Below are 17,906 nucleotides of genomic sequence, written 5' to 3' on the forward strand. Positions count from 1 at the left end.
TCGGCGGGGCGACGGAAGGGATGCGCATGCGGATCGGGATGATCGGGCTCGGAGCGCTCGGCGGGATCTACCTGGACCGGATCGCGCGCGGGCTTCCCGAGGCGGACGTCTTCGTCGTCGCCGACGGCGAGCGAGCGGATCGCCTCGAGCGAGACGGCATCGTGATCAACGGCCGCGACGTGCGGTTCCCGGTGGTGCGGCCCGGGTCGCCCGCGGCGCCCGCCGACCTGCTCCTCATCGCGACGAAGGCGAACGGCCTGGAGCCCGCCATCGCGCTCGCCCGGCCCGTGGTGGCGGCCGGCACGGTGATCCTCAGCCTCATCAACGGCATCCACAGCGAGGACGCGCTGGCGTCGGCCTTCCCGCAGGCCGACGTGCTGCTGTCGATGACCGCCGGCAGCGACGTCGTGCGCCGCGGCAACGACATCACCTACGAGAACTTCGGGCGGATCGCGTTCGGGCGCGAGACGAACGCCCCGGCGGACGACGTCGTCGCCGCGCTCGACGCGCTGCTGACGCAGGCGGACCTGCCGCACGAGGTGCCGGCGGACATGCGCCGCTCGCTGTGGTGGAAGTTCATGGGCAACGTCGGCATCAACCCGGCCTCCGCCCTGCTCGATGCCGAGTACGGCGCCTTCAACCGCGAGGGATCGCACGCGCGCGAGGTCATGCTCGCCGCCCAGCGCGAGCTGATCCGGATCGCGGCGGCGAAGGGCGTCGACCTCGGCGATGGCGACCTCGACGAGTGGCTGCGGGTCGTGGCCACCCTCGCGCCGCACGGCGAGACGTCGATGCTCCAGGACATCCGCGCGGGACGCCGCACCGAGATCGACATCTTCAGCGGCGTGGTCGTCGGCCTCGGGCGCGAGCTCGGCATCCCCACGCCCGTCAACGAGGTGCTGCTGCACGGGGTGAAGGCGCGCGAGCAGATCGTCGGCGCCGCCTAGGCAAGCAGCCCCAGATCGCGTGCGAAGCGGCGCACGCGATCGGCCTGGCCTGCGGCGCCTCCGCGACGGCGAAGTGGCCGCCGTCCTCGAGACGTTCGAACACGCGCAGATCGCGGTAGAAGCGGCGCGCGAACGACTCCGGATAGTCGGCCTCGTGCCGCTGGATGAACACCGCGGCCGGCACCGTGGCGGGTGGCGTCGGGGCGGGCCCGCCCTCGACGTAGGGGCGGAACGACGTGCCGATCGTCTGCGTGACCCAGTAGATGGTGGCCTCGGTGAGGATCCGATCGCGAGACAGGAGCCGCTCGACCTCTCGCGGATCGTCCGGCTTCTGACCGGGGCGGCCGCCCGCGGGGACGTCGCTCCACTCGACGAGCTTCTCGGTGAGCCAGGCGAGCAGGCCCGCGGGGGAGTCGTTGAGGCCCGCGGCGAGCGTGTCGGGGCGTGTGCCCTGGATGTGCGCATAGCCGGACTCGGGTCCGAGGTCGGCGGCGAGGCGATCGAGGAAGGACCGCTCGTCGGGTGCCGTCAGCTGCGCACGCTCGGCGTCGTCGGGGAAATGCGCGTGCGTGGCGATCACCCCGGCGACCCGGTCGGGGTGGCGGGAGGCGATCAGGTCGTTGACGTTGGCCGACACGTCCTCGCCATAGGTGAGGTAGGAGTCGTACCCGAGCACCTCGGTCATGAGCGTGTGCATCGTGGCGGCGAGGCGGTCGTCGGTCACCGGGCCGTCCCGGTAGGGCGACGAGAACGCGAAGCCCGGCAGGCTCGGCACCACGACGTCGAGGTCGGGCAGGAGATCGGCGAAGTCGAGCTGCAGCGCGAAGGTGTGGGGCCAGCCGTGCATCACGAGCAGCGCAGCGGCTCCGGGCGTGCGGCTGCGGAGGTGAACGAAGTGGACGTCCGCATCGCCGACGGTCGCCACGAACTGCGGGTGGTCGTTCAGCCAGTCCTCGCGCTCGCGCCAGCCCCACGCGGCCCAGGAGTCGACGAGCTCCCGGAGGTAGTCCGACGTCATGCCGGACGCCGGCCGTCTCGGCGAGTCGGGCAGGAACCGCGTGGCCGCGAGCCGCGCCCGGAGGTCGTCGAGGACCGCGTCGGGCACGTCGATCCGGAACGGGCGTGCGGGGCTTGTCTCCATTCCTGCACGCTACGCCGGGCCGCCGACATCCGACGACCGCGTCCCGATCGACGTTCCGGTCCCGGGTCGACGGCTGACAACTCGGGCGCTCCGGCCTACACTGAGGGCACCCAGACGCTCCCTCGACGACGATCGGAGCTGCCATGGACTCACCGTGGGCGTCCGCCGCCGACGCGAGTGCGCGTCTGCTCGTCGAGCGCGCCCACGAGGAGCTCATCGCCGGCAACGCCGACGATCCACGGCTCGCTCATGTCCGGCCGCTCGTGCGGCAGTCGTGGCGGCGGTCGCTGCAGAACCTCGTCGGCCCGGAGGACCTGCCACCGCTGGACCTGCACGACGATGAGCTCGAGGAGTACCGGCGCGCACACCCGCTCGCGGGCGCGATGTCGATGATCCGCGGACTGCTGCTGCCCGGCGAGCATGCCGAGGCCGGGGTCGTCGTCGCCGTCGGGGACGCGGCGGGGCGGCTGCTGTGGGTCGAGGGCGATCGGCGCATTCGCGCGCTCACCGGCGAGATGGGATTCGTCGAGGGCGCCAACTGGTCGGAGGACCGCGTCGGGACGGCGGCGCCCGGAACCGCGCTCGCGCTCGGCGCCTCCGTGCAGGTGCGGGGAGCGGAGCACTTCAACCGGCTGGTGCAGCCGTGGTCGTGCACCGCGGCGCCCGTTCACGACCCCGAGACCCGAGCGCTGCTCGGCGTGATCGATGTCACCGGTCGCGACAGCGCCGCGCATCCGCAGGCGCAGCTGCTCGTCGACGCCACGGTGCGGGCGGTGGAGGCCGAGCTCCTCGTCGCTCGCATGCGCGCGCGGGCGGAGGCACCGCGCCGTATCATCAGCTCCGGTCCCCGCCGCGGCGCCTCACGCCCGGCGCGCCCGACGCTTGCGGTCCTTGGCCGGGACCGCGCCCTGCTCGAGGGCGCCGGCTCACCCAGCGAGCTCAGCGAGCGCCACGGTGAGATCCTGCTGATGCTCGCCACCCACCGCCAGGGGCTCGGGGCCGAGCGACTGGCCGAGCTCGTCTACGGCGACCCGAGTGCGGTCGGCACCCTGCGCCCCGAGATCGTGCGGCTGCGCAAGGTGCTCGCGCGGCACGACCTCCCCCTCGAATCGCGGCCGTATCGCCTGGGCGGCTCGCTCGAGACCGACGCGCAGCACGTGCTGTCCCTGCTGGGCCGGGGCGCCCACCGGGTCGCCCTCGCAGCCTGGCGGGGTGACGTGCTGCCGTCTTCGGAGGCTCCCGGGATCGAGGAGCTTCGCGAGACCGTCCGCGGCGCACTGCGCGAGGCGATGCTCGACGACGCCGGCCTGGACGCGCTGCTGGCCTACATCGATACGGACGCCGGACGCGACGACGTCGAGGCGCTGCGGCTGTGCCTCGGGATGCTCCCGCCCCGATCCCCGCGACGTGCGGCGATCGTCGCGCAACTGGAACTCGCCGGCTGAGCTCGCTGCGGGTCGCCGCGGGGGAGAAAGCCCGCCCCCGCAACCCGATGCAACGTGCCGCGGCGTAGCGTCCGAGGAAAGCGCGGCGAGCGGCCGCGCCCATCGACAGTCAAGGGAGACCAGCGATGACCATTGTGGAAGAGGGCGTCTCGAGCGTCTACGCGGCGCCGGGCACCAAGGGCTCGGTGGCCGAGTATCGCTCGCGCTACGGGCACTACATCGGCGGCGAGTGGGTGGAACCCGCGAAGGGCCAGTACTTCGAGAACATCACGCCCGTCACCGGCAAGCCGTTCTGCGAGGTGGGACGCGGCACGGCCGAGGACGTCGACCGCGCCGTCGACGCCGCGTGGAAGGCGTTCGCCACGTGGAAGAAGAGCACACCGGCGGCGCGCGCCCTCATGCTCAACCGGATCGCCGACCGCATGGAGCAGAACCTCGAGCGCCTGGCCGTCGCCGAGACGTGGGAGAACGGCAAGCCGGTGCGCGAGACGCTCGCCGCCGACATCCCGCTCGCGATCGATCACTTCCGCTACTTCGCGGGGGTGCTCCGGGCGCAGGAGGGCTCGCTCAGCCAGCTCGACGAGGACACCGTGGCGTACCACTTCCACGAGCCCCTCGGCGTGGTCGGCCAGATCATCCCGTGGAACTTCCCGATCCTCATGGCGGTGTGGAAGCTCGCCCCGGCGCTCGCCGCGGGCAACTGCGTCGTGCTCAAGCCGGCCGAGCAGACCCCGGCGTCGATCCTGCTGCTCATGGAGATCGTGGGCGACCTGATCCCCGCCGGCGTGGTCAACATCGTCAACGGGTTCGGAATCGAGGCCGGCGCTCCGCTCGCCTCGCACCCGAAGATCCGCAAGATCGCCTTCACGGGGGAGACGACCACGGGCCGCCTCATCATGCAGTACGCGTCGCAGAACCTCATCCCCGTCACGCTCGAGCTGGGCGGCAAGAGCCCCAACATCTTCTTCGAGGACATCGCCGATCGGGACGACGCGTTCTACGACAAGGCGAAGGAGGGCTTCACGATGTTCGCCCTCAATCAGGGAGAGGTGTGCACCTGCCCGTCGCGCTCGCTGATCCAGCGGTCCATCTACGACTCCTTCCTTGGCGACGCGCTCGAGCGCGTGAAGGCGATCAAGCAGGGCAACCCGCTCGACCCGGAGACGATGATCGGCGCACAGGCGTCCAACGACCAGTTCGAGAAGATCACCTCCTATCTCGACATCGGCCGTCAGGAGGGGGCCAAGGTGCTGGCGGGCGGCGAGCCGGTCGACCTCGGCGGCGAGCTGAGCGGCGGGTACTACATCGCACCGACCGTGTTCGAGGGTTCCAACTCGATGCGCATCTTCCAGGAGGAGATCTTCGGGCCGGTGGTCTCGGTGACGTCGTTCGACACCTATGACGACGCGATCTCGATCGCAAACGACACGCTCTACGGGCTGGGGGCCGGCGTCTGGAGCCGCAGCGCGGACATCTGCTACCGCGCCGGCCGTGCGATCGAGGCGGGCCGGGTGTGGACGAACACCTATCACCAGTACCCCGCGCACGCGGCGTTCGGCGGGTACAAGCAGTCGGGCATCGGTCGCGAGAACCACCTGAAGATGCTCGAGCACTACCAGCAGACGAAGAACCTCCTCGTCTCCTATGCCGAGGGTGCGCAGGGATTCTTCTGATGGAGCACGATGTGAGCCGGGTGGCGGTCTCGGGTGAGGCCGCCGCCCTGCTCCGCACCCTGACGGCGCAGCACGGCCCGCTGATGTTCCACCAGTCGGGTGGCTGTTGCGACGGATCCTCGCCGATGTGCTACCCGGTCGGGATGTTCCGCACCGGCCCCGGGGACGTCCTCCTCGGCACGATCGACGCGGGTCTCGACGATCCGATCGAGGTCTACATGTCGGCGCCGCAGTTCGAGTACTGGAAGCACACCCATCTCACGATCGACGTCGTCCCCGGCCGCGGCGCGGGATTCAGCGTCGAGGCGCCGACCGGAATGCGCTTTCTCATCCGCTCGCGGCTGCTCACCGAGGACGAGGCCCGCGCGCTCGGCATGGTGTGAGCTCACCCGGGGAACGTGACGCCCGTGAGCTCCTCGGTGAGCTGCCACAGACGCGCGGCGTCGTCGGCGGACCGCAAGGCACGGTACAGCGACTGCTCGGCGGGTGCGCCGCCGAGGTGGCCCGGTCCCTTCGGGCCGTACAGTCGCCCGGGCTCCGCGTCCGGTGACGCCGCCGCGTACAGCGCGGGCAACGCAGCGCTTTCCGGGGTTCCGAAGAACAGGCCCCGAGCCGACCCCCAGCGGATCACCCGCACACCGAGGGTGTCCCCGGAGCGGCCGATCTCGGGACGCGCGGCCAGCAGGCTGGTCGGCGCCACCCCGGGGTGCGACAGGGTGCTCGTGATCCCCCATCCGCGCGCGGCGCTGCGGCGCTGCAGCTCGAGCCCGAACAGCCCGACGGAGATCTTCGACTGGCGGTAGGCGCGCATGCCGTCGTATGACCGCTCCCCGTTCGGGTCGCCCCAGTCGATCCCGCCGCGTGCGGCGGCCACGCTCACCTGCGATGTCACCGCGCTCTGCCGGCGCGCAACAGCGGCATCAGATGGGCGACGAGGGCGGCGTGCCCGAGGTGGTTGGTGCCGAGCTGGAGCTCGAAGCCGTCGGATGTGGTCTGGCGCGTCGGCGGGGTCATGACCCCCGCGTTGGCGATGAGCAGGTGGATCGGCCGTCCGTCGCGGACGAGCGCGTCGCCGAGATCGGCGACGGACGCGAGCGACGAGAGGTCGAGTGGCGGCAGCTCGATGACGGCGCCGGGCGTCGCCGCCCGGATGCTCTCGGCCGCGGCCGCTCCCTTGGCGGGATTGCGCACCGGAAGCACGAGATCGGCGCCGGCACGGGCCAGTCGAGTGGCGATGCGCAGTCCGATGCCGTCGCTGCCGCCGGTCACGACGGCGCGTCGGCCGGCGAGGGACGGGAGAGGGAGGTCGATGGGCGTGCGAGGCATGGGTCTCCTTTGGTCGGCTCCCACTGTGGCGCGATGCCGAACGGCGGATCCAGGACCTGGCATGTCGTGGCTGGCCGGACCCGCGGGTGCCAGGATCGAGGCGTGGTGATCGACAGGGCGGGGCTGGGCGACTTCCTCCGGCGGCGCCGTGCGGCGCTGCAGCCGGAGGACGTGGGTCTTCCCCGGGGCCGACGTCGCCGCACGGAGGGCCTGCGCCGCGAGGAGGTTGCCGCGCTGTGCCACATGTCGGCCGACTACTATGCCCGCCTCGAGCGCGGTGACGGACCGCTGCCGTCGGAGCAGATGCTCGCGGCGATCGCGCAGGGCCTGCACCTGACGGTGGATGAGCGCGACCACGTGTTCCGCCTGGCCGGGCATCCGCTGCCGCCGCGCGGTGGCGGCAGCGAGCACATCGGACCCGGCCTGTTGCGGGTGCTGGACCGGCTCGAGGACACCCCGGCCGAGATCGTGACGGAGCTGGGGGAGACCCTGCGCCAGACGCCCCTGGGGATCGCGCTGACGGGCGACCTGACGCGCTTCGAGGGGCCGGAACGGAGCATCGGCTTCCGATGGTTCACCGATCCCGACATGCGTGAGCTCTACCCCCGCGAGGACCACGGTTTCCTCTCGCGGCTGTGGGCATCGGGACTGCGCGAAGTGCGGGGGCGCCGGGGTCCCAGGTCCCGTGCGGCGGCACTTGCCGACCTGCTGCTGGCCCGGAGCGAGGAGTTCCGTGAGGTGTGGCAGCTGCAGGAGGTGGGCTTGCGCCCGGCGGAGACGAAGCGCTTCCTTCACCCCGAGGTCGGCCTGCTCGACGTGACCTGTCAGAACCTGATCGACCCCGCCACGTCGCAGTCGCTGCTCGTCTACACGGCGGTGCCGGGCACCGAGAGTCACGAGAAGCTCGCGCTGCTCTCGACGCTCGCGCCCCGCTCCGCGCGCTGACCGGCCTCAGGCGGCGGCGCCCCGCGGGCTGTCAGGCGGGGGCGCTTGAGCCAGGTGGGGGCCGGGGGCTCGCGCAGTCCGGGGAGCGACGGCGACCAGATGCCCGCGAATCGCGTGCGCATGCAGACGGGGCGGCTCCATCGGAGCCGCCCCGTCTGTGCCGCGTCAGACGGTGATCGCGGGTGCGTCGCTGCCGTGCTGGATCTCGATCTTGCGGGGCTTGGCCTTCTCGCTGATCGGGATGAGCACGCTGAGCACGCCGTTCTCGTACCGGGCCGAGATCGCCTCGGTGTCGATGCCCTGGCCGAGATTCAGCTGACGCAGGAAGGTGCCCGAGGCACGCTCGCGGGTGATCCACGAGACGCCCTCGTCGCTGCGCACGGTCCGCTCGGCGCGGATCGTGAGCACCTGACCGTCGACGTCGATGTCCACGCTGCCGGGATCGATCCCCGGCAGGTCGGCGCTGAGAACGTAGTGATCGCCGTCGCGGTACAGGTCCATCGGCATCAGCCGCGGCCCCTGACGGTCGAGCATCTGCTGGGCGACGCGGTCCAGCTCGCGGAACGGATCGAAGAACATCGCCATGGTGATCGTCCTCCTTCTGTCTGGCGCTGTTCACCTCACAGAATCGAGTCGGATCGACTCACTTCGATTATTAGCACTCTCGGGGTGAGAGTGCCAACTTCACAGCGATCTCGAAGCTGCGCGGCTCAGCGGCCGAAGATGCCGATCACGTTGAGGGCGAACCACGCGATCGCGAGGAGCGCGACCACGACACTCGCCCACGACCATCCCTTCTTCAGGCGTCGCCCGGGCTCGGCCACGCCGGGTGCCGGCGCCGGCGGCGCGACGACGGCCTCGTCGCCGAAGGGCAGGGCCCCTCCGGGCGCGACGACGGCGGCCGGGGCGGCGCCCGCCGTGAGCCGCTCGTCCCGCCACCGACCCCACTGAGCGAGCTTGTCCATGAGGGCCGCGACCACCGAGAACAGCCATGCCCAGGTGCGCGGATCGAGCGTCGAGACGTTCCGTCGGGTGTAGAGGAAGAGCCAGTCGTCGACGATCTCGACGTCGAGCTGCCCGGCGTGGTCGATGAACCGCGCCATGATGTCGGGCGTGAACAGGTACAGCGCGTCGCGCTCGTAGCCCTGCGGGCAGTACAGCGCGAAGTGGCGGTCGAAGTCGCCCTCCAGGCTCAGGCGCTGATCGCGGTCGAAGGTCGTGGGCAGGTTGGAGCCGAACACGCTGTTGTTGCCGAGCGCGTCGAGCACGATGTGCGGCAGCGGGGCGTCGAGGTGGATCGCCACGTAGCCCCAGCGGTGCGTGGTGCGGTTCTTGCCCGATCCGGTCGTGTAACGGTAGTTGCCGAACTCGACGAAGCGCGGGTGCTCGCCGCGCACCCGGCCGGTGGCCTGGCGCGAGTTGCCGCGGTTGAAGATCATGCCGGGAAGGCGCGGATCCTCGGCTCGGGGCAGGTAGCGCATTCCGTTGGCGCGGGCGAAGTGGTCGAGCCGGTATGCGGCCTCGGGGGAGCCGATCGCGCCGCGCACGACGGCGACGATCATGATGATCGGCACGGCGAGGAACAGCAGCGGCACGAGCACGAACGCCGGCGACGGCCGGTCCCCGGAGAAGGCGCCCCCGATCAGCGGCAGCATCGCCAGCCCGACGACGAGGAAGACCGACGCGAACGCGATCATGCCGGCGACGAGGCAGCCCTGGCCCGTGCCGACGCCGTTCGCGCGCTGCTGCGCCCGCCACGCCTTCACGGCGGCGCGGTCCACGGGATCGACGAGCGGCCGCGCGTCGAAGCGATAGGCGGAGGGCGACGGCTGGCTCACCCTGCCACCGTACGACAGCCGGCCCGCGCGCCGCGGGCGGATCCGCGCCTTCTGCGTCGGCGCCCGGGGTGGCACGATCGGGGCATGCTGACGCTGAGCGGGCAGGAGGCGCGGCGCATCGCGGTGCGCGCGCAGTTCCTCGACGCGTACCGGCCGCAGTCGCTGCTCGAGGTCATGGATCAGCTCGCGGGCGTGCAGATCGATCCGACCACCGCGGTCGCGCGCAGCCAGGAGCTCGTGCTGTGGTCGCGCCTCGGCGACGCCTTCGCGCCGGCCGACCTCACCCACGCACTCGAGGTGGAGCGCACGGTGGCCGAGCACGTCACGCTGCTGCGCCCGATGGCCGACATGGGCGTCGTGCTCGCGGTCGCGGACGAGTGGGTGAATCCCGCGACGAGCGCCTGGGTCGAGGCGAACGCGGCGTTCCGCGACCGGATCGTGGCGCGGCTGCGTGCGGACGGCGCGCAGACCGCGGCCACGCTGCCGAACGACCCCGAGGTGCCGTACGCCTCCACCGGATGGGACGACGAGCGCAACACCGGGCGGATGCTCGAGGTGCTGTGCCTGCGCGGTGAGGTGGCGGTGTCGGGGCGCGAAGGCCGGCGGCGGCTGTGGGATCTCGCCGAGCGCGTGTACCCGGCCGACCTGCACGTGCAGTCGCCGGACGAGGCCCGCGCGATCCGCGACGAGCGCCGCCTGCTGTCGCTCGGCATCGCCCGCGAGAAGCCGCTGCGTTCCCCGGCGGAGCCCTCGCCGCTCGGCCCGATCGGGCTCGAGGCCGTGGTCGAGGGCGTCGAGGGCACGTGGCGCGTGCATCCGGACGTGCTCGGCGCCGAGTGGGCGGGGGATCGGGCGGCGCTGCTGTCGCCGTTCGATCGGATGGTCTACGACCGCGACCGGGCGCGCGACCTGTTCGGCTTCGAGTACGTGCTCGAGATGTACAAGCCCGCCGCCCAGCGGCGCTGGGGCTACTTCGCGCTGCCGATCCTCTTGGGCGACCGCCTCATCGGCAAGCTCGACGCGAAGGCCGACCGCAAGAAGGGCGTGCTCACGGTGAACGCGATCCACGAGGACGTGCCGTTGTCGCCGGCCGACGCCGACGCCGTCGACGCCGAGCTCGAGGCGCTCGCCGACTGGCTGGGTCTCGAGCTGCGGCGCTGACTCAGGCGCGATCGATCAGGGTGTCGGCGAGGCGGTCGATCTCGGCCGCGGTCATCCCGTGCGCGATCAGGTAGTCGGTGATCGAACCGTGGCGGGCGTCGATCCGCGCGAGCGTCGCCTCGAGCACGGCGGCGGGGCTCGCGGTGACGAGCCCCACGATCTCGGGGGTCGGATCGATGCCCCTGGCGCGGATGGCGGCGAGCATCTGGTCGGCCCACTCGCCGCGCAGGTTGGCCTCGGTCAGCGCGTAGTCGGCGACCACGTCCTCGCGGGCCACGCCCACCGCCGACAGCGCGAGCGCGATGACGAGCCCCGTGCGATCCTTCCCCGCCGTGCAGTGCACGAGCACCGCCTCGTGCGGTGCCGTGCCCGCGATCACGCGCACCGCGGCCGCCAGCGCCTCGCCCCGCTCGTCGACGATGTGCTCGTAGACCCGCGCGATGCCGGAGGCCGCGGCCGAGACGGGCGCCGCCCCCGCGAAGACGGGCAGATGATGCACGGTGATCGGCAGCTCGGCGAGGGCGCTGGGTGCGGCCTCCAGCTCCATCGCGCTGCGGAGGTCGACGACGTGGGCGATGCCGAGCCCCACCAGGTGCTGCCGCGTCACCTCGTCGATGCGGTGCAGGGCGTCCGAGCGGAACAGCTTGCCCCAGCGCACCGTGCCCGCGGCGGTGTCGTACCCGCCGGCATCTCGGAAGTTGTACAGCCCGGGCAGGCGGTGGTGGCGCTGCGGGGAGGGGGCGATCTCGTCCATGCTCTGCTGTCTATCACGCCGGAGCCCGCCGGGTCAGGCCGCGTCGGCCGCCCACGTGTCGGGGGTGCCGATGCGGGTGAGCGGGCGGAAGAGCGACAGGGCGATCGCGACGGCGACGAGCGTGAGCGCCAGCACGAGGAGCGCGGTGGCCAGGCCGACGCCCGCGAGCAGGCCGGAGCCGACCAGCGGTGCGAGGGGGAACGAGGCGGCGCCCGAGAGCGCGGCGACCGACGAGAAGCGGCCCTGCATCTGCTCGGGGGTGATGACGGCGGCGTACGAGAAGATCGACGCGTTCAGCGCCGGCGCGAGAAGGTAGGCGACGGTGTAGCAGGCGAGGATCGCGCCGTAGGTGGGGAAGATCGCCATGGCGAGGAACGACAGCGACATCACGGCCATGCACGCGGGCACGATCGTGCCCGTGCGCACCCGCTTCACGAGCACCGGCGCGAGGAACGATCCCGCCAGCAGCGAGGCGCCGATCATCGTGCTGAGCAGGCCGATGAGGAACGGATCGGTGCCGCGCTCGGCCAGGTCGAGCGTCACGGCGATCGTCGAGCCGTTGCTCGCGGTGTTCAGCACGATCGCGAGCGCGATCATGACCACGAACAGGGGCTGCGAGCCGACGTAGCGCAGGCCCTCGGCGAGCGCCTTGAGCGGGTGCGTGCTGCGCGCCTCGGCGAGGTCGCCGTTCAGCGGCCGGCGGATGAGGATGGCGCCGACCGCGGCGACGAGGTGAGCTCGCGCGCGACCGGCGCGACCGCGTGTGGAAGCCGCTCTCGACCGACGGGTACCGGCTGAGCAAGGACTCCCCGGAGGCGCGGCTCGTGACCGAACCCGTGCTGCGCTGGCTGCGCGCCGTGCTGGGAGGTGAGCCGGAGGCCTTCATCGGCGAGCCGGACGAGACGGTTCGCATCGGCAGCATCAGTCAGGCGCCGCTGACCAAAGCGGAGGCGGAGGAGCTGTCCGCCGAGCTGCAGGAGCTCGGCGCCCGCTGGGGGGAACGGCTCCGCAACGCCCGCGACGCCGATCCCGACACCCCGCGCCCGCTCTACCAGATGGTCTTCGCCCTCGGTCCGATGCTGCGCACCTCGCGCCCCGAGGCCGACCCCGCGGGTTCGCGGGAAAAGCCCTGATCGGATAGACTGCAAAGGTTGTGCGGCCTCACGCCGCGCGATGTGCAACACACCCTCCTGCCGTCGAGAGATGCTCGGCGGCCGATCTAGTCCGAAGGAGGTGGGTCAATGACGCACCAGTACGAACTCATGGTGATCCTTCAGCCGGAGATCGACGAGCGCCAGGTTCCCACGATTCTCGACAAGTTCCTGAAGGTCATCACGGATGCTGATGGCACGATCGACAAGGTCGATGTCTGGGGCAAGCGCCGCTTCGCCTACGAGATCCAGAAGAAGAACGAGGGCATCTACGCCGTCGTCAACTTCACCGCCACGAGCGAGGCCACCGTCGAGCTCGACCGCCAGCTCAAGCTGAACGAGCAGATCATGCGCACCAAGGTGCTGCGTGCCGAAGAGGCGATCGCCATGATCGCGTCCGAGGCCAAGCGCGCCGAGGCCAAGGCTGCTCGCAAGACGGCGGCGAAGGCCTAAGCACCATGGCCGGCGAAACCGTCATCACCGTGGTGGGGAACCTCACGGCGGACCCGGAGCTTCGTTACACGAACAACGGCGTCCCCGTGGCGAACTTCACGATCGCCTCGACGCCGCGCACGTTCGATCGCGCTTCGGGCGAGTGGAAGGACGGCGAAGCCCTCTTCCTCCGTGCGAGCGTGTGGCGTGACTTCGCCGAGCACGTGGCCGGATCGCTGACCAAGGGCATGCGCGTCATCGCGCAGGGCCGCCTGAGCCAGCGCTCCTACCAGGACCGCGAGGGCAACCAGCGCACCGCGATCGAGCTGGAGGTCGACGAGATCGGCCCCTCGCTCCGCTTCGCGACCGCGCAGGTCACCCGCGTGGCACGTGGATCCGGCGGCGGTCAGCAGTTCGGCGGCGGGCAGCAGCAGCCCCGCCAGCAGGTGTCGGAGGAGCCGTGGGCGACTCCGGGATCGGCCGGAGCCGACGCATGGAGCACCCCGGGATCCTTCGGCGACGACACCCCGTTCTGAGCCGGAACCCCATCCAGATCTCTCTTTCTCACTAAGGACCCAACATGGCTGGAAAGTCGAGCGGCGACCGCCGCAAGCCGCGGAAGGGCGCGAAGAACGCCGCTCCCGCGAAGTCGATCCGGGTCGGCGTCATCGATTACAAGGATGTCGCCACCCTTCGCAAGTTCATCTCGGAGCGCGGCAAGATCCGCGCCCGTCGCATCACCGGCGTCTCGGTGCAGGAGCAGCGTCTGATCGCCAAGGCGATCAAGAACGCTCGCGAGATGGCTCTCCTGCCCTACGCGGGCGCGGGCCGGTAAGGAGCACCCATGTCGAAGCTGATTCTCACGAACGAGGTCGACGGCCTGGGCAGCGCCGGAGACGTGGTCGAGGTCAAGGACGGGTACGCCCGCAACTACCTCATCCCGCAGGGATTCGCCGTGGCGTGGACGCGCGGTGGCGAGAAGCAGGTGGCGTCGATCCGCGCCGCCCGCGAGGCCCGCGCGATCGCGACCCACGAGGAGGCCGTCGCCCTCAAGGGCAAGCTGGCCGAGGGCAAGGTCAAGCTCGCCGTCAAGGCGGGCGCCGAGGGGCGCCTGTTCGGCTCGGTCAAGCCGGCGGACATCGCCGCCGCCGTGTCCGAGGCCGGCCTGGGCGACCTCGACAAGCGCAAGATCACCATCCCGTCGCCGATCAAGTCGGTCGGCGAGCACGAGGCTCTCGTCCGTCTGCACGACGACGTGACCGCCGTGATCAACATCCAGGTGGTCGCGCTCAAGAAGTGACGCCCTGAGCGCACGCCGAGACGGCGCGGGTCCTTCGGGATCCGCGCCGTCTCGCGCTGTATGTGGATGAAGATGCGACGAGCGACGACCTTCATGTGCAGGTTGAAGTGCAGTTCTCTCCACAGACTGTGGAATCGGAAAAGCTCTGATTACGCGCAGTTTCTGCGCACGATGATGCGGGCGTGTCCAAATCTGTCCACAGGCGGCGTCCACACCGTGCACGGCGTTTTGCCCAGGATCGTCCACAGAGTTATCCACAGGGTGAATTGCGGGCGGGGTGAACGACTCCTAGCGTGAACCGGCAGGCCCGACTCGACGTCCATCGCGATGTCGGAGGTCCGTGGTTCCATCCCGATGAACGATCAAGCCAGCAGAGGAAGTGGTGCGCGCGTGTCGATCGCTGACATCTCGGAGGAGCGACTCGGTAGCTCCCGGGATCAGGAGCGCACGCCGCCGAACGACCTGCTGGCGGAGCAGAGCACCCTGGGCGGGATGCTGCTGTCGAAGGACGCCGTCGCCGACGTCATCGAGACGCTGCGAGGGCCGGACTTCTACATCCCGAAGCACGAGCTGATCTTCGAGGCGATCCTCTCGCTGTACTCGCACGGCGAGCCCACCGACGTGGTCGCCGTCACCGACGAGCTGCTCAAGACGGGTGACCTGCAGCGAGCCGGCGGTGCCGACTACCTGCACACCCTCACCTCGATCGTGCCGACGGCGGCCAACGCCGGCTACTACGCCGAGATCGTCGCCGACAAGGCGCTGCTGCGCCGCCTCGTCGAGGCCGGCACTCGTATCGTGCAGATGGGGTACCAGGGCCAGGGTGACGCGACCGACCTCGTCAACGCGTCGCAGGCGGAGATCTACAGCGTCACGGGCACCGAGACCACCGAGGACTACGTGCCGCTCAACGTCGCGGTCGACGCGGCGATCGAGGAGATCGAGGCCGCCCGCGGGCGCGACGGCCAGATGACCGGCATCCCGACCGGGTTCACCGAGCTCGACACGCTCACCAACGGCCTGCACGGCGGACAGATGATCGTCGTCGCCGCCCGTCCCGCCATGGGCAAGGCGCTCGCACTGGACACCCCACTGCCGACGCCGAGTGGATGGACGACCATGGGCGAGGTGCAGGTCGGCGACGAGCTCTACGACGCGGCCGGGCGCCCCACTCGCGTCGTGGCGGCGACCGAGGTGATGTACGGTCGTCCGACCTACGAGGTCGTCTTCTCGGACGGCTCGACGATCATCGCCGATGCCGAGCACCAGTGGGTGACCGAGACGCGCGCGAGTCGTCGGGGCACCGGCGGTACCGGGATCGTGACGACCGAGCAGATGCTCGCGACGCTGACGGTCGGCGCCGAGGCTCGCGCCAATCACTCGATCCGCAACGCGCAGCCGCTCCAGGCTCCCGAGGCCGACCTGCCGATCGCACCCTACGCGCTCGGCGCGTGGCTGGGTGACGGCCACAGCGACGGCGCCCGGCTGACGAGCGAGACGGCCGAGATCCCGGCGCTGATCGCGCGCCAGGGCGTGCGCGTCGAGGCGCGCGGGCAGATGCTCTACGCGCTGAAGCTCCTTGAGCGTGAGCCGCTGGTGCGCGACTGCGAGGTGTGCGGCGCGGAGTTCATCGCCCGGCACCCGCACGTGCGCACGTGCGGTCGGACGTGCGGCCCGAAGAACAAGGGCGCGCACCCTGAGCGCATGTCGTGCCCGGATTGCGGGAAGCCGTTCTCGGGGGAGTCGTGGCAGTGCGCCGCGTGCTACCGCGATCACGGCTCGTTCACCGCACTGCTGCGGGGACTCGGCGTGCTCGGCGACAAGCACATTCCCTCCGCGTACCTTCGCGCATCGGAGGCGCAGCGCCGCGAGCTGCTCGCGGGACTGATGGACACCGACGGCTCGGTCGTCCGCGGCGTCGGGTCCTGCCAGTTCGCGGTGACGAGCAAGAAGCTGGCCGACTCGGTCTACGAGCTGATCGTGGGGCTCGGGTATCGCTGCGGCCGCACCACCAAGCGGGTGCGCGGTCGCAGCGAGGCATCATCGACGGCGTACATCCTGAACTTCTCGACGACCGACGACGTCTTCTGGCTCGAGCGCAAGCGCGCGCTCCACGCCCAGGAGCGCCCGTCGAACGCCACGCGCATCGGCCGCCGGTACGTGACGGCTGTGCGACCGATCGAGAGCGTGCCCGTGCGGTGCGTGCAGGTTGACAACGACGAGCACCTGTACCTCGCCGGCGAGTCGATGATCCCCACCCACAACTCGACGCTGGCGCTCGATTTCGCCCGTGCAGCGGCAATCAAGCACCAGAAGCCGGCCGTGTTCTTCTCGCTCGAGATGGGCAAGGCCGAGATCGCCATGCGCCTGCTCAGCGCGGAGGGCGCGATCCCGCTGCAGAACCTGCGCAAGGGCATGCTCGACTCGCGCGACTGGACCACGGTCGCGCAGACGCAGGGGCGCATCCACGACGCCCCGCTGTACATCGACGACAGCCCGAACATGACGCTCGTCGAGATCCGCGCCAAGTGCCGGCGGCTGAAGCAGCGCGTGGGCCTGAGCATGGTGATCATCGACTACCTGCAGCTGATGACGAGCGGCAAGCGCGTCGAGTCACGACAGCAGGAGGTCTCGGAGTTCTCGCGCGCGCTCAAGCTCCTCGCCAAGGAGCTCCAGGTACCCGTCATCGCGCTGTCGCAGCTGAACCGTGGCCCCGAGCAGCGCACCGACAAGCGCCCGCAGGTCAGCGACCTCCGCGAGTCGGGATCGATCGAGCAGGACGCCGACATGGTCATCCTGCTGCACCGAGACTCGGTCTACGACAAGGACACCCGCCCCGGCGAGGCGGATCTCATCGTGGCCAAGCACCGAAACGGACCGACGGCGACGATTGAGGTCGCCTTCCAGGGACACTTCTCCCGCTTCACCGACATGGCCCCCTCGGGCTTCGGCGGAGACGAATAAGCGGTTACCCGACCGGCGGCGCCCCTCCCGATCCCGGGAGGGGCGCCGTGTCACTTCCGTCCACCGCTTCCCGTGCTCGGGAAATGTCGCACCCCACCACTACCCTGGCTTCATCCGGGTATCGCACAGTCCACCCCACGGTGGCTTGCGAGCGACGATGCTGGCCGATTCGCAAGCGGCCGTCCCACGAAGGCGACGTCACCTCATGCACAAGATTGCCCTCGGGGCCATCATCGCGGCCGCTGCCGTGGTCGTCGTTGGATGCGCGCCCACCGCGCCGACGGAGCCCGCTCCCGCGCCCAGCACGCCGACTATCGAACCGGCGGTGCCTAACACACCGAGCCCCGAGCCGACCGAGGATCAGGCTTCAGGTGATGGCACGTCGCCGCGCGGCAACCTGGTCAAGCGGGTCGGCGAGGTGTTCGGGTTCGGCGACTCGATCGACGCCCTTGACGCGTCCTTCGTCGTCACCTCGATCACTGTCGATCCCGGGTGCACGGGTGAGTTCGCCGAGAGCCCCGAGAACGGTCACTTCGTCAAGATCGACCTCGAGGGTGAGACGACCTCCGCGTTCGCGGATCAGATGTACTTCAACGGAACATGGAAGGTGATCGCCGAGAACGGCACCACCTTCAACGGAGACCCGAACTCGATGGCGGCCTGGTCGTGCCTGACCGACGCAGAGATGATTCCGTCCGTGGTCGGCCCCGGCGAGCGAGTGGCGGGGAGCATGGTGCTCGACGTGCCGACCGCGACCGGCGTGATCGTGTTGGACATGACGGGACAAGGCGGTTGGGAGTGGGAGTACCCGCAGCCCTGAACGTCAACG

The 17,906-nt window shown here is 70.6% G+C and carries 18 protein-coding genes and 1 pseudogene; 13 read left to right on the top strand and 6 right to left on the bottom strand.

All coding sequences use genetic code 11. The annotated features are described in order from the left end of the window. The first annotated feature begins 26 nt into the window (after positions 1-26). Positions 27-947 carry a ketopantoate reductase family protein gene (locus tag ACYVJ0_RS09740; protein WP_460817559.1) on the top strand — a complete coding sequence of 307 codons (921 nt, stop codon included), beginning with the start codon at positions 27-29 and terminating at the stop codon, positions 945-947. Here ACYVJ0_RS09740 and ACYVJ0_RS09745 read toward each other — a convergent pair. Beyond that, positions 889-2,088 (bottom strand): epoxide hydrolase family protein, encoded by a 1,200-nt coding sequence (locus ACYVJ0_RS09745; protein ID WP_460817560.1) that lies wholly within the window; start codon positions 2,086-2,088, stop codon positions 889-891. The two genes, ACYVJ0_RS09740 and ACYVJ0_RS09745, sit on opposite strands and share 59 nt — an antisense overlap. A 143-nt stretch (positions 2,089-2,231) precedes the next feature. Here ACYVJ0_RS09745 and ACYVJ0_RS09750 point away from each other — a divergent pair, with 143 nt between their 5' ends. The 3 genes from ACYVJ0_RS09750 (at position 2,232) to ACYVJ0_RS09760 (ending at position 5,589) form a co-directional block, all read left to right on the top strand. Then, positions 2,232-3,533, top strand: a complete 1,302-nt coding sequence (locus ACYVJ0_RS09750; RefSeq protein WP_449853059.1) for a GAF domain-containing protein — start codon at positions 2,232-2,234, stop codon at positions 3,531-3,533. Positions 3,534-3,658: 125 nt separating this feature from the next. Continuing rightward, complete coding sequence (gene exaC / locus ACYVJ0_RS09755) at positions 3,659-5,206, top strand: acetaldehyde dehydrogenase ExaC (RefSeq protein ID WP_449853060.1); 1,548 nt, start codon at positions 3,659-3,661, stop codon at positions 5,204-5,206. After that, on the top strand, positions 5,206-5,589 hold the full coding sequence (locus ACYVJ0_RS09760) for a DUF779 domain-containing protein (protein WP_449853061.1): 384 nt from the start codon (positions 5,206-5,208) through the stop codon (positions 5,587-5,589). The genes exaC and ACYVJ0_RS09760 overlap by 1 nt, the downstream gene beginning before the upstream one ends. 2 nt (positions 5,590-5,591) lie before the next feature. Here the strand turns inward: ACYVJ0_RS09760 and ACYVJ0_RS09765 are convergent. Then, positions 5,592-6,532: pseudogene (locus ACYVJ0_RS09765) on the bottom strand (SDR family oxidoreductase). Positions 6,533-6,637: 105 nt separating this feature from the next. Between ACYVJ0_RS09765 and ACYVJ0_RS09770 the strand changes: the two are divergent. Next, a complete protein-coding gene (locus tag ACYVJ0_RS09770) occupies positions 6,638-7,477 on the top strand; it encodes a helix-turn-helix transcriptional regulator (protein WP_449853128.1) in 840 nt (279 codons plus the stop codon). Positions 7,478-7,642: 165 nt separating this feature from the next. On the opposite strand, the gene ACYVJ0_RS09775 is transcribed toward ACYVJ0_RS09770, so the two are convergent. Both ACYVJ0_RS09775 and ACYVJ0_RS09780 read right to left on the bottom strand, forming a co-directional pair. Continuing rightward, positions 7,643-8,062: an Hsp20/alpha crystallin family protein gene (locus ACYVJ0_RS09775; protein ID WP_460817562.1), complete on the bottom strand. Its 420-nt coding sequence runs from the start codon at positions 8,060-8,062 to the stop codon at positions 7,643-7,645. A 125-nt stretch (positions 8,063-8,187) separates the two neighbouring features. Then, a complete protein-coding gene (locus ACYVJ0_RS09780) occupies positions 8,188-9,315 on the bottom strand; it encodes a hypothetical protein (RefSeq protein WP_460817563.1) in 1,128 nt (375 codons plus the stop codon). 84 nt (positions 9,316-9,399) lie between these two features. Here ACYVJ0_RS09780 and ACYVJ0_RS09785 point away from each other — a divergent pair, with 84 nt between their 5' ends. Continuing rightward, complete coding sequence (locus tag ACYVJ0_RS09785) at positions 9,400-10,476, top strand: DNA glycosylase AlkZ-like family protein (RefSeq protein WP_460817565.1); 1,077 nt, start codon at positions 9,400-9,402, stop codon at positions 10,474-10,476. Between the two features lies 1 nt (position 10,477). Here the strand turns inward: ACYVJ0_RS09785 and ACYVJ0_RS09790 are convergent, their stop codons facing one another. Together ACYVJ0_RS09790 and ACYVJ0_RS09795 are read right to left on the bottom strand one after the other, a co-directional pair. After that, positions 10,478-11,230: a tyrosine-protein phosphatase gene (locus tag ACYVJ0_RS09790; RefSeq protein WP_449853065.1), complete on the bottom strand. Its 753-nt coding sequence runs from the start codon at positions 11,228-11,230 to the stop codon at positions 10,478-10,480. A gap of 33 nt (positions 11,231-11,263) precedes the next feature. Continuing rightward, positions 11,264-11,827, bottom strand: coding sequence for an MFS transporter (locus tag ACYVJ0_RS09795; RefSeq protein WP_449853129.1), 564 nt, complete (start codon positions 11,825-11,827; stop codon positions 11,264-11,266). Between the two features lie 227 nt (positions 11,828-12,054). On the opposite strand from ACYVJ0_RS09795, the gene ACYVJ0_RS09800 reads away from it, so the two are divergent. The 7 genes from ACYVJ0_RS09800 (at position 12,055) to ACYVJ0_RS09830 (ending at position 17,897) form a co-directional block, all read left to right on the top strand. Next, positions 12,055-12,363, top strand: a complete 309-nt coding sequence (locus ACYVJ0_RS09800; protein WP_460817567.1) for a hypothetical protein — start codon at positions 12,055-12,057, stop codon at positions 12,361-12,363. A gap of 108 nt (positions 12,364-12,471) precedes the next feature. Then, positions 12,472-12,834: a 30S ribosomal protein S6 gene (gene rpsF, locus ACYVJ0_RS09805; protein WP_449853067.1), complete on the top strand. Its 363-nt coding sequence runs from the start codon at positions 12,472-12,474 to the stop codon at positions 12,832-12,834. A gap of 5 nt (positions 12,835-12,839) precedes the next feature. Next, a complete protein-coding gene (locus tag ACYVJ0_RS09810; protein WP_449853068.1) occupies positions 12,840-13,349 on the top strand; it encodes a single-stranded DNA-binding protein in 510 nt (169 codons plus the stop codon). Between the two features lie 44 nt (positions 13,350-13,393). Beyond that, positions 13,394-13,648, top strand: coding sequence for a 30S ribosomal protein S18 (gene rpsR / locus ACYVJ0_RS09815; protein WP_040168021.1), 255 nt, complete (start codon positions 13,394-13,396; stop codon positions 13,646-13,648). Between the two features lie 9 nt (positions 13,649-13,657). Beyond that, positions 13,658-14,113, top strand: coding sequence for a 50S ribosomal protein L9 (gene rplI, locus ACYVJ0_RS09820; protein ID WP_449853069.1), 456 nt, complete (start codon positions 13,658-13,660; stop codon positions 14,111-14,113). A 354-nt stretch (positions 14,114-14,467) separates the two neighbouring features. Beyond that, the gene (gene dnaB, locus ACYVJ0_RS09825; protein ID WP_449853070.1) at positions 14,468-17,077 is read left to right on the top strand and encodes a replicative DNA helicase; all 2,610 of its coding nucleotides are present in this window, start codon (positions 14,468-14,470) and stop codon (positions 17,075-17,077) included. Positions 17,078-17,234: 157 nt separating this feature from the next. Then, entirely contained in the window at positions 17,235-17,897 is a 663-nt protein-coding gene (locus ACYVJ0_RS09830; RefSeq protein WP_449853071.1) for a hypothetical protein, read from the top strand. Positions 17,898-17,906 lie beyond the last annotated feature (9 nt).

The sequence above is a fragment of the Microbacterium petrolearium genome (genome assembly GCF_054782875.1).

Coding starts and splice junctions, on each gene's coding strand:
- ACYVJ0_RS09740 (WP_460817559.1), top strand. CDS start 27: ATGCGGATCGGGATGATCGGGCTCGGAGCGCTCGGCGGGATCTACCTG.
- ACYVJ0_RS09745 (WP_460817560.1), bottom strand. CDS start 2,088: ATGGAGACAAGCCCCGCACGCCCGTTCCGGATCGACGTGCCCGACGCG.
- ACYVJ0_RS09750 (WP_449853059.1), top strand. CDS start 2,232: ATGGACTCACCGTGGGCGTCCGCCGCCGACGCGAGTGCGCGTCTGCTC.
- exaC (WP_449853060.1), top strand. CDS start 3,659: ATGACCATTGTGGAAGAGGGCGTCTCGAGCGTCTACGCGGCGCCGGGC.
- ACYVJ0_RS09760 (WP_449853061.1), top strand. CDS start 5,206: ATGGAGCACGATGTGAGCCGGGTGGCGGTCTCGGGTGAGGCCGCCGCC.
- ACYVJ0_RS09775 (WP_460817562.1), bottom strand. CDS start 8,062: ATGGCGATGTTCTTCGATCCGTTCCGCGAGCTGGACCGCGTCGCCCAG.
- ACYVJ0_RS09785 (WP_460817565.1), top strand. CDS start 9,400: ATGCTGACGCTGAGCGGGCAGGAGGCGCGGCGCATCGCGGTGCGCGCG.
- ACYVJ0_RS09790 (WP_449853065.1), bottom strand. CDS start 11,230: ATGGACGAGATCGCCCCCTCCCCGCAGCGCCACCACCGCCTGCCCGGG.
- ACYVJ0_RS09795 (WP_449853129.1), bottom strand. CDS start 11,827: ATGATCGCGCTCGCGATCGTGCTGAACACCGCGAGCAACGGCTCGACG.
- rpsF (WP_449853067.1), top strand. CDS start 12,472: ATGACGCACCAGTACGAACTCATGGTGATCCTTCAGCCGGAGATCGAC.
- ACYVJ0_RS09810 (WP_449853068.1), top strand. CDS start 12,840: ATGGCCGGCGAAACCGTCATCACCGTGGTGGGGAACCTCACGGCGGAC.
- rpsR (WP_040168021.1), top strand. CDS start 13,394: ATGGCTGGAAAGTCGAGCGGCGACCGCCGCAAGCCGCGGAAGGGCGCG.
- rplI (WP_449853069.1), top strand. CDS start 13,658: ATGTCGAAGCTGATTCTCACGAACGAGGTCGACGGCCTGGGCAGCGCC.
- dnaB (WP_449853070.1), top strand. CDS start 14,468: ATGAACGATCAAGCCAGCAGAGGAAGTGGTGCGCGCGTGTCGATCGCT.
- ACYVJ0_RS09830 (WP_449853071.1), top strand. CDS start 17,235: ATGCTGGCCGATTCGCAAGCGGCCGTCCCACGAAGGCGACGTCACCTC.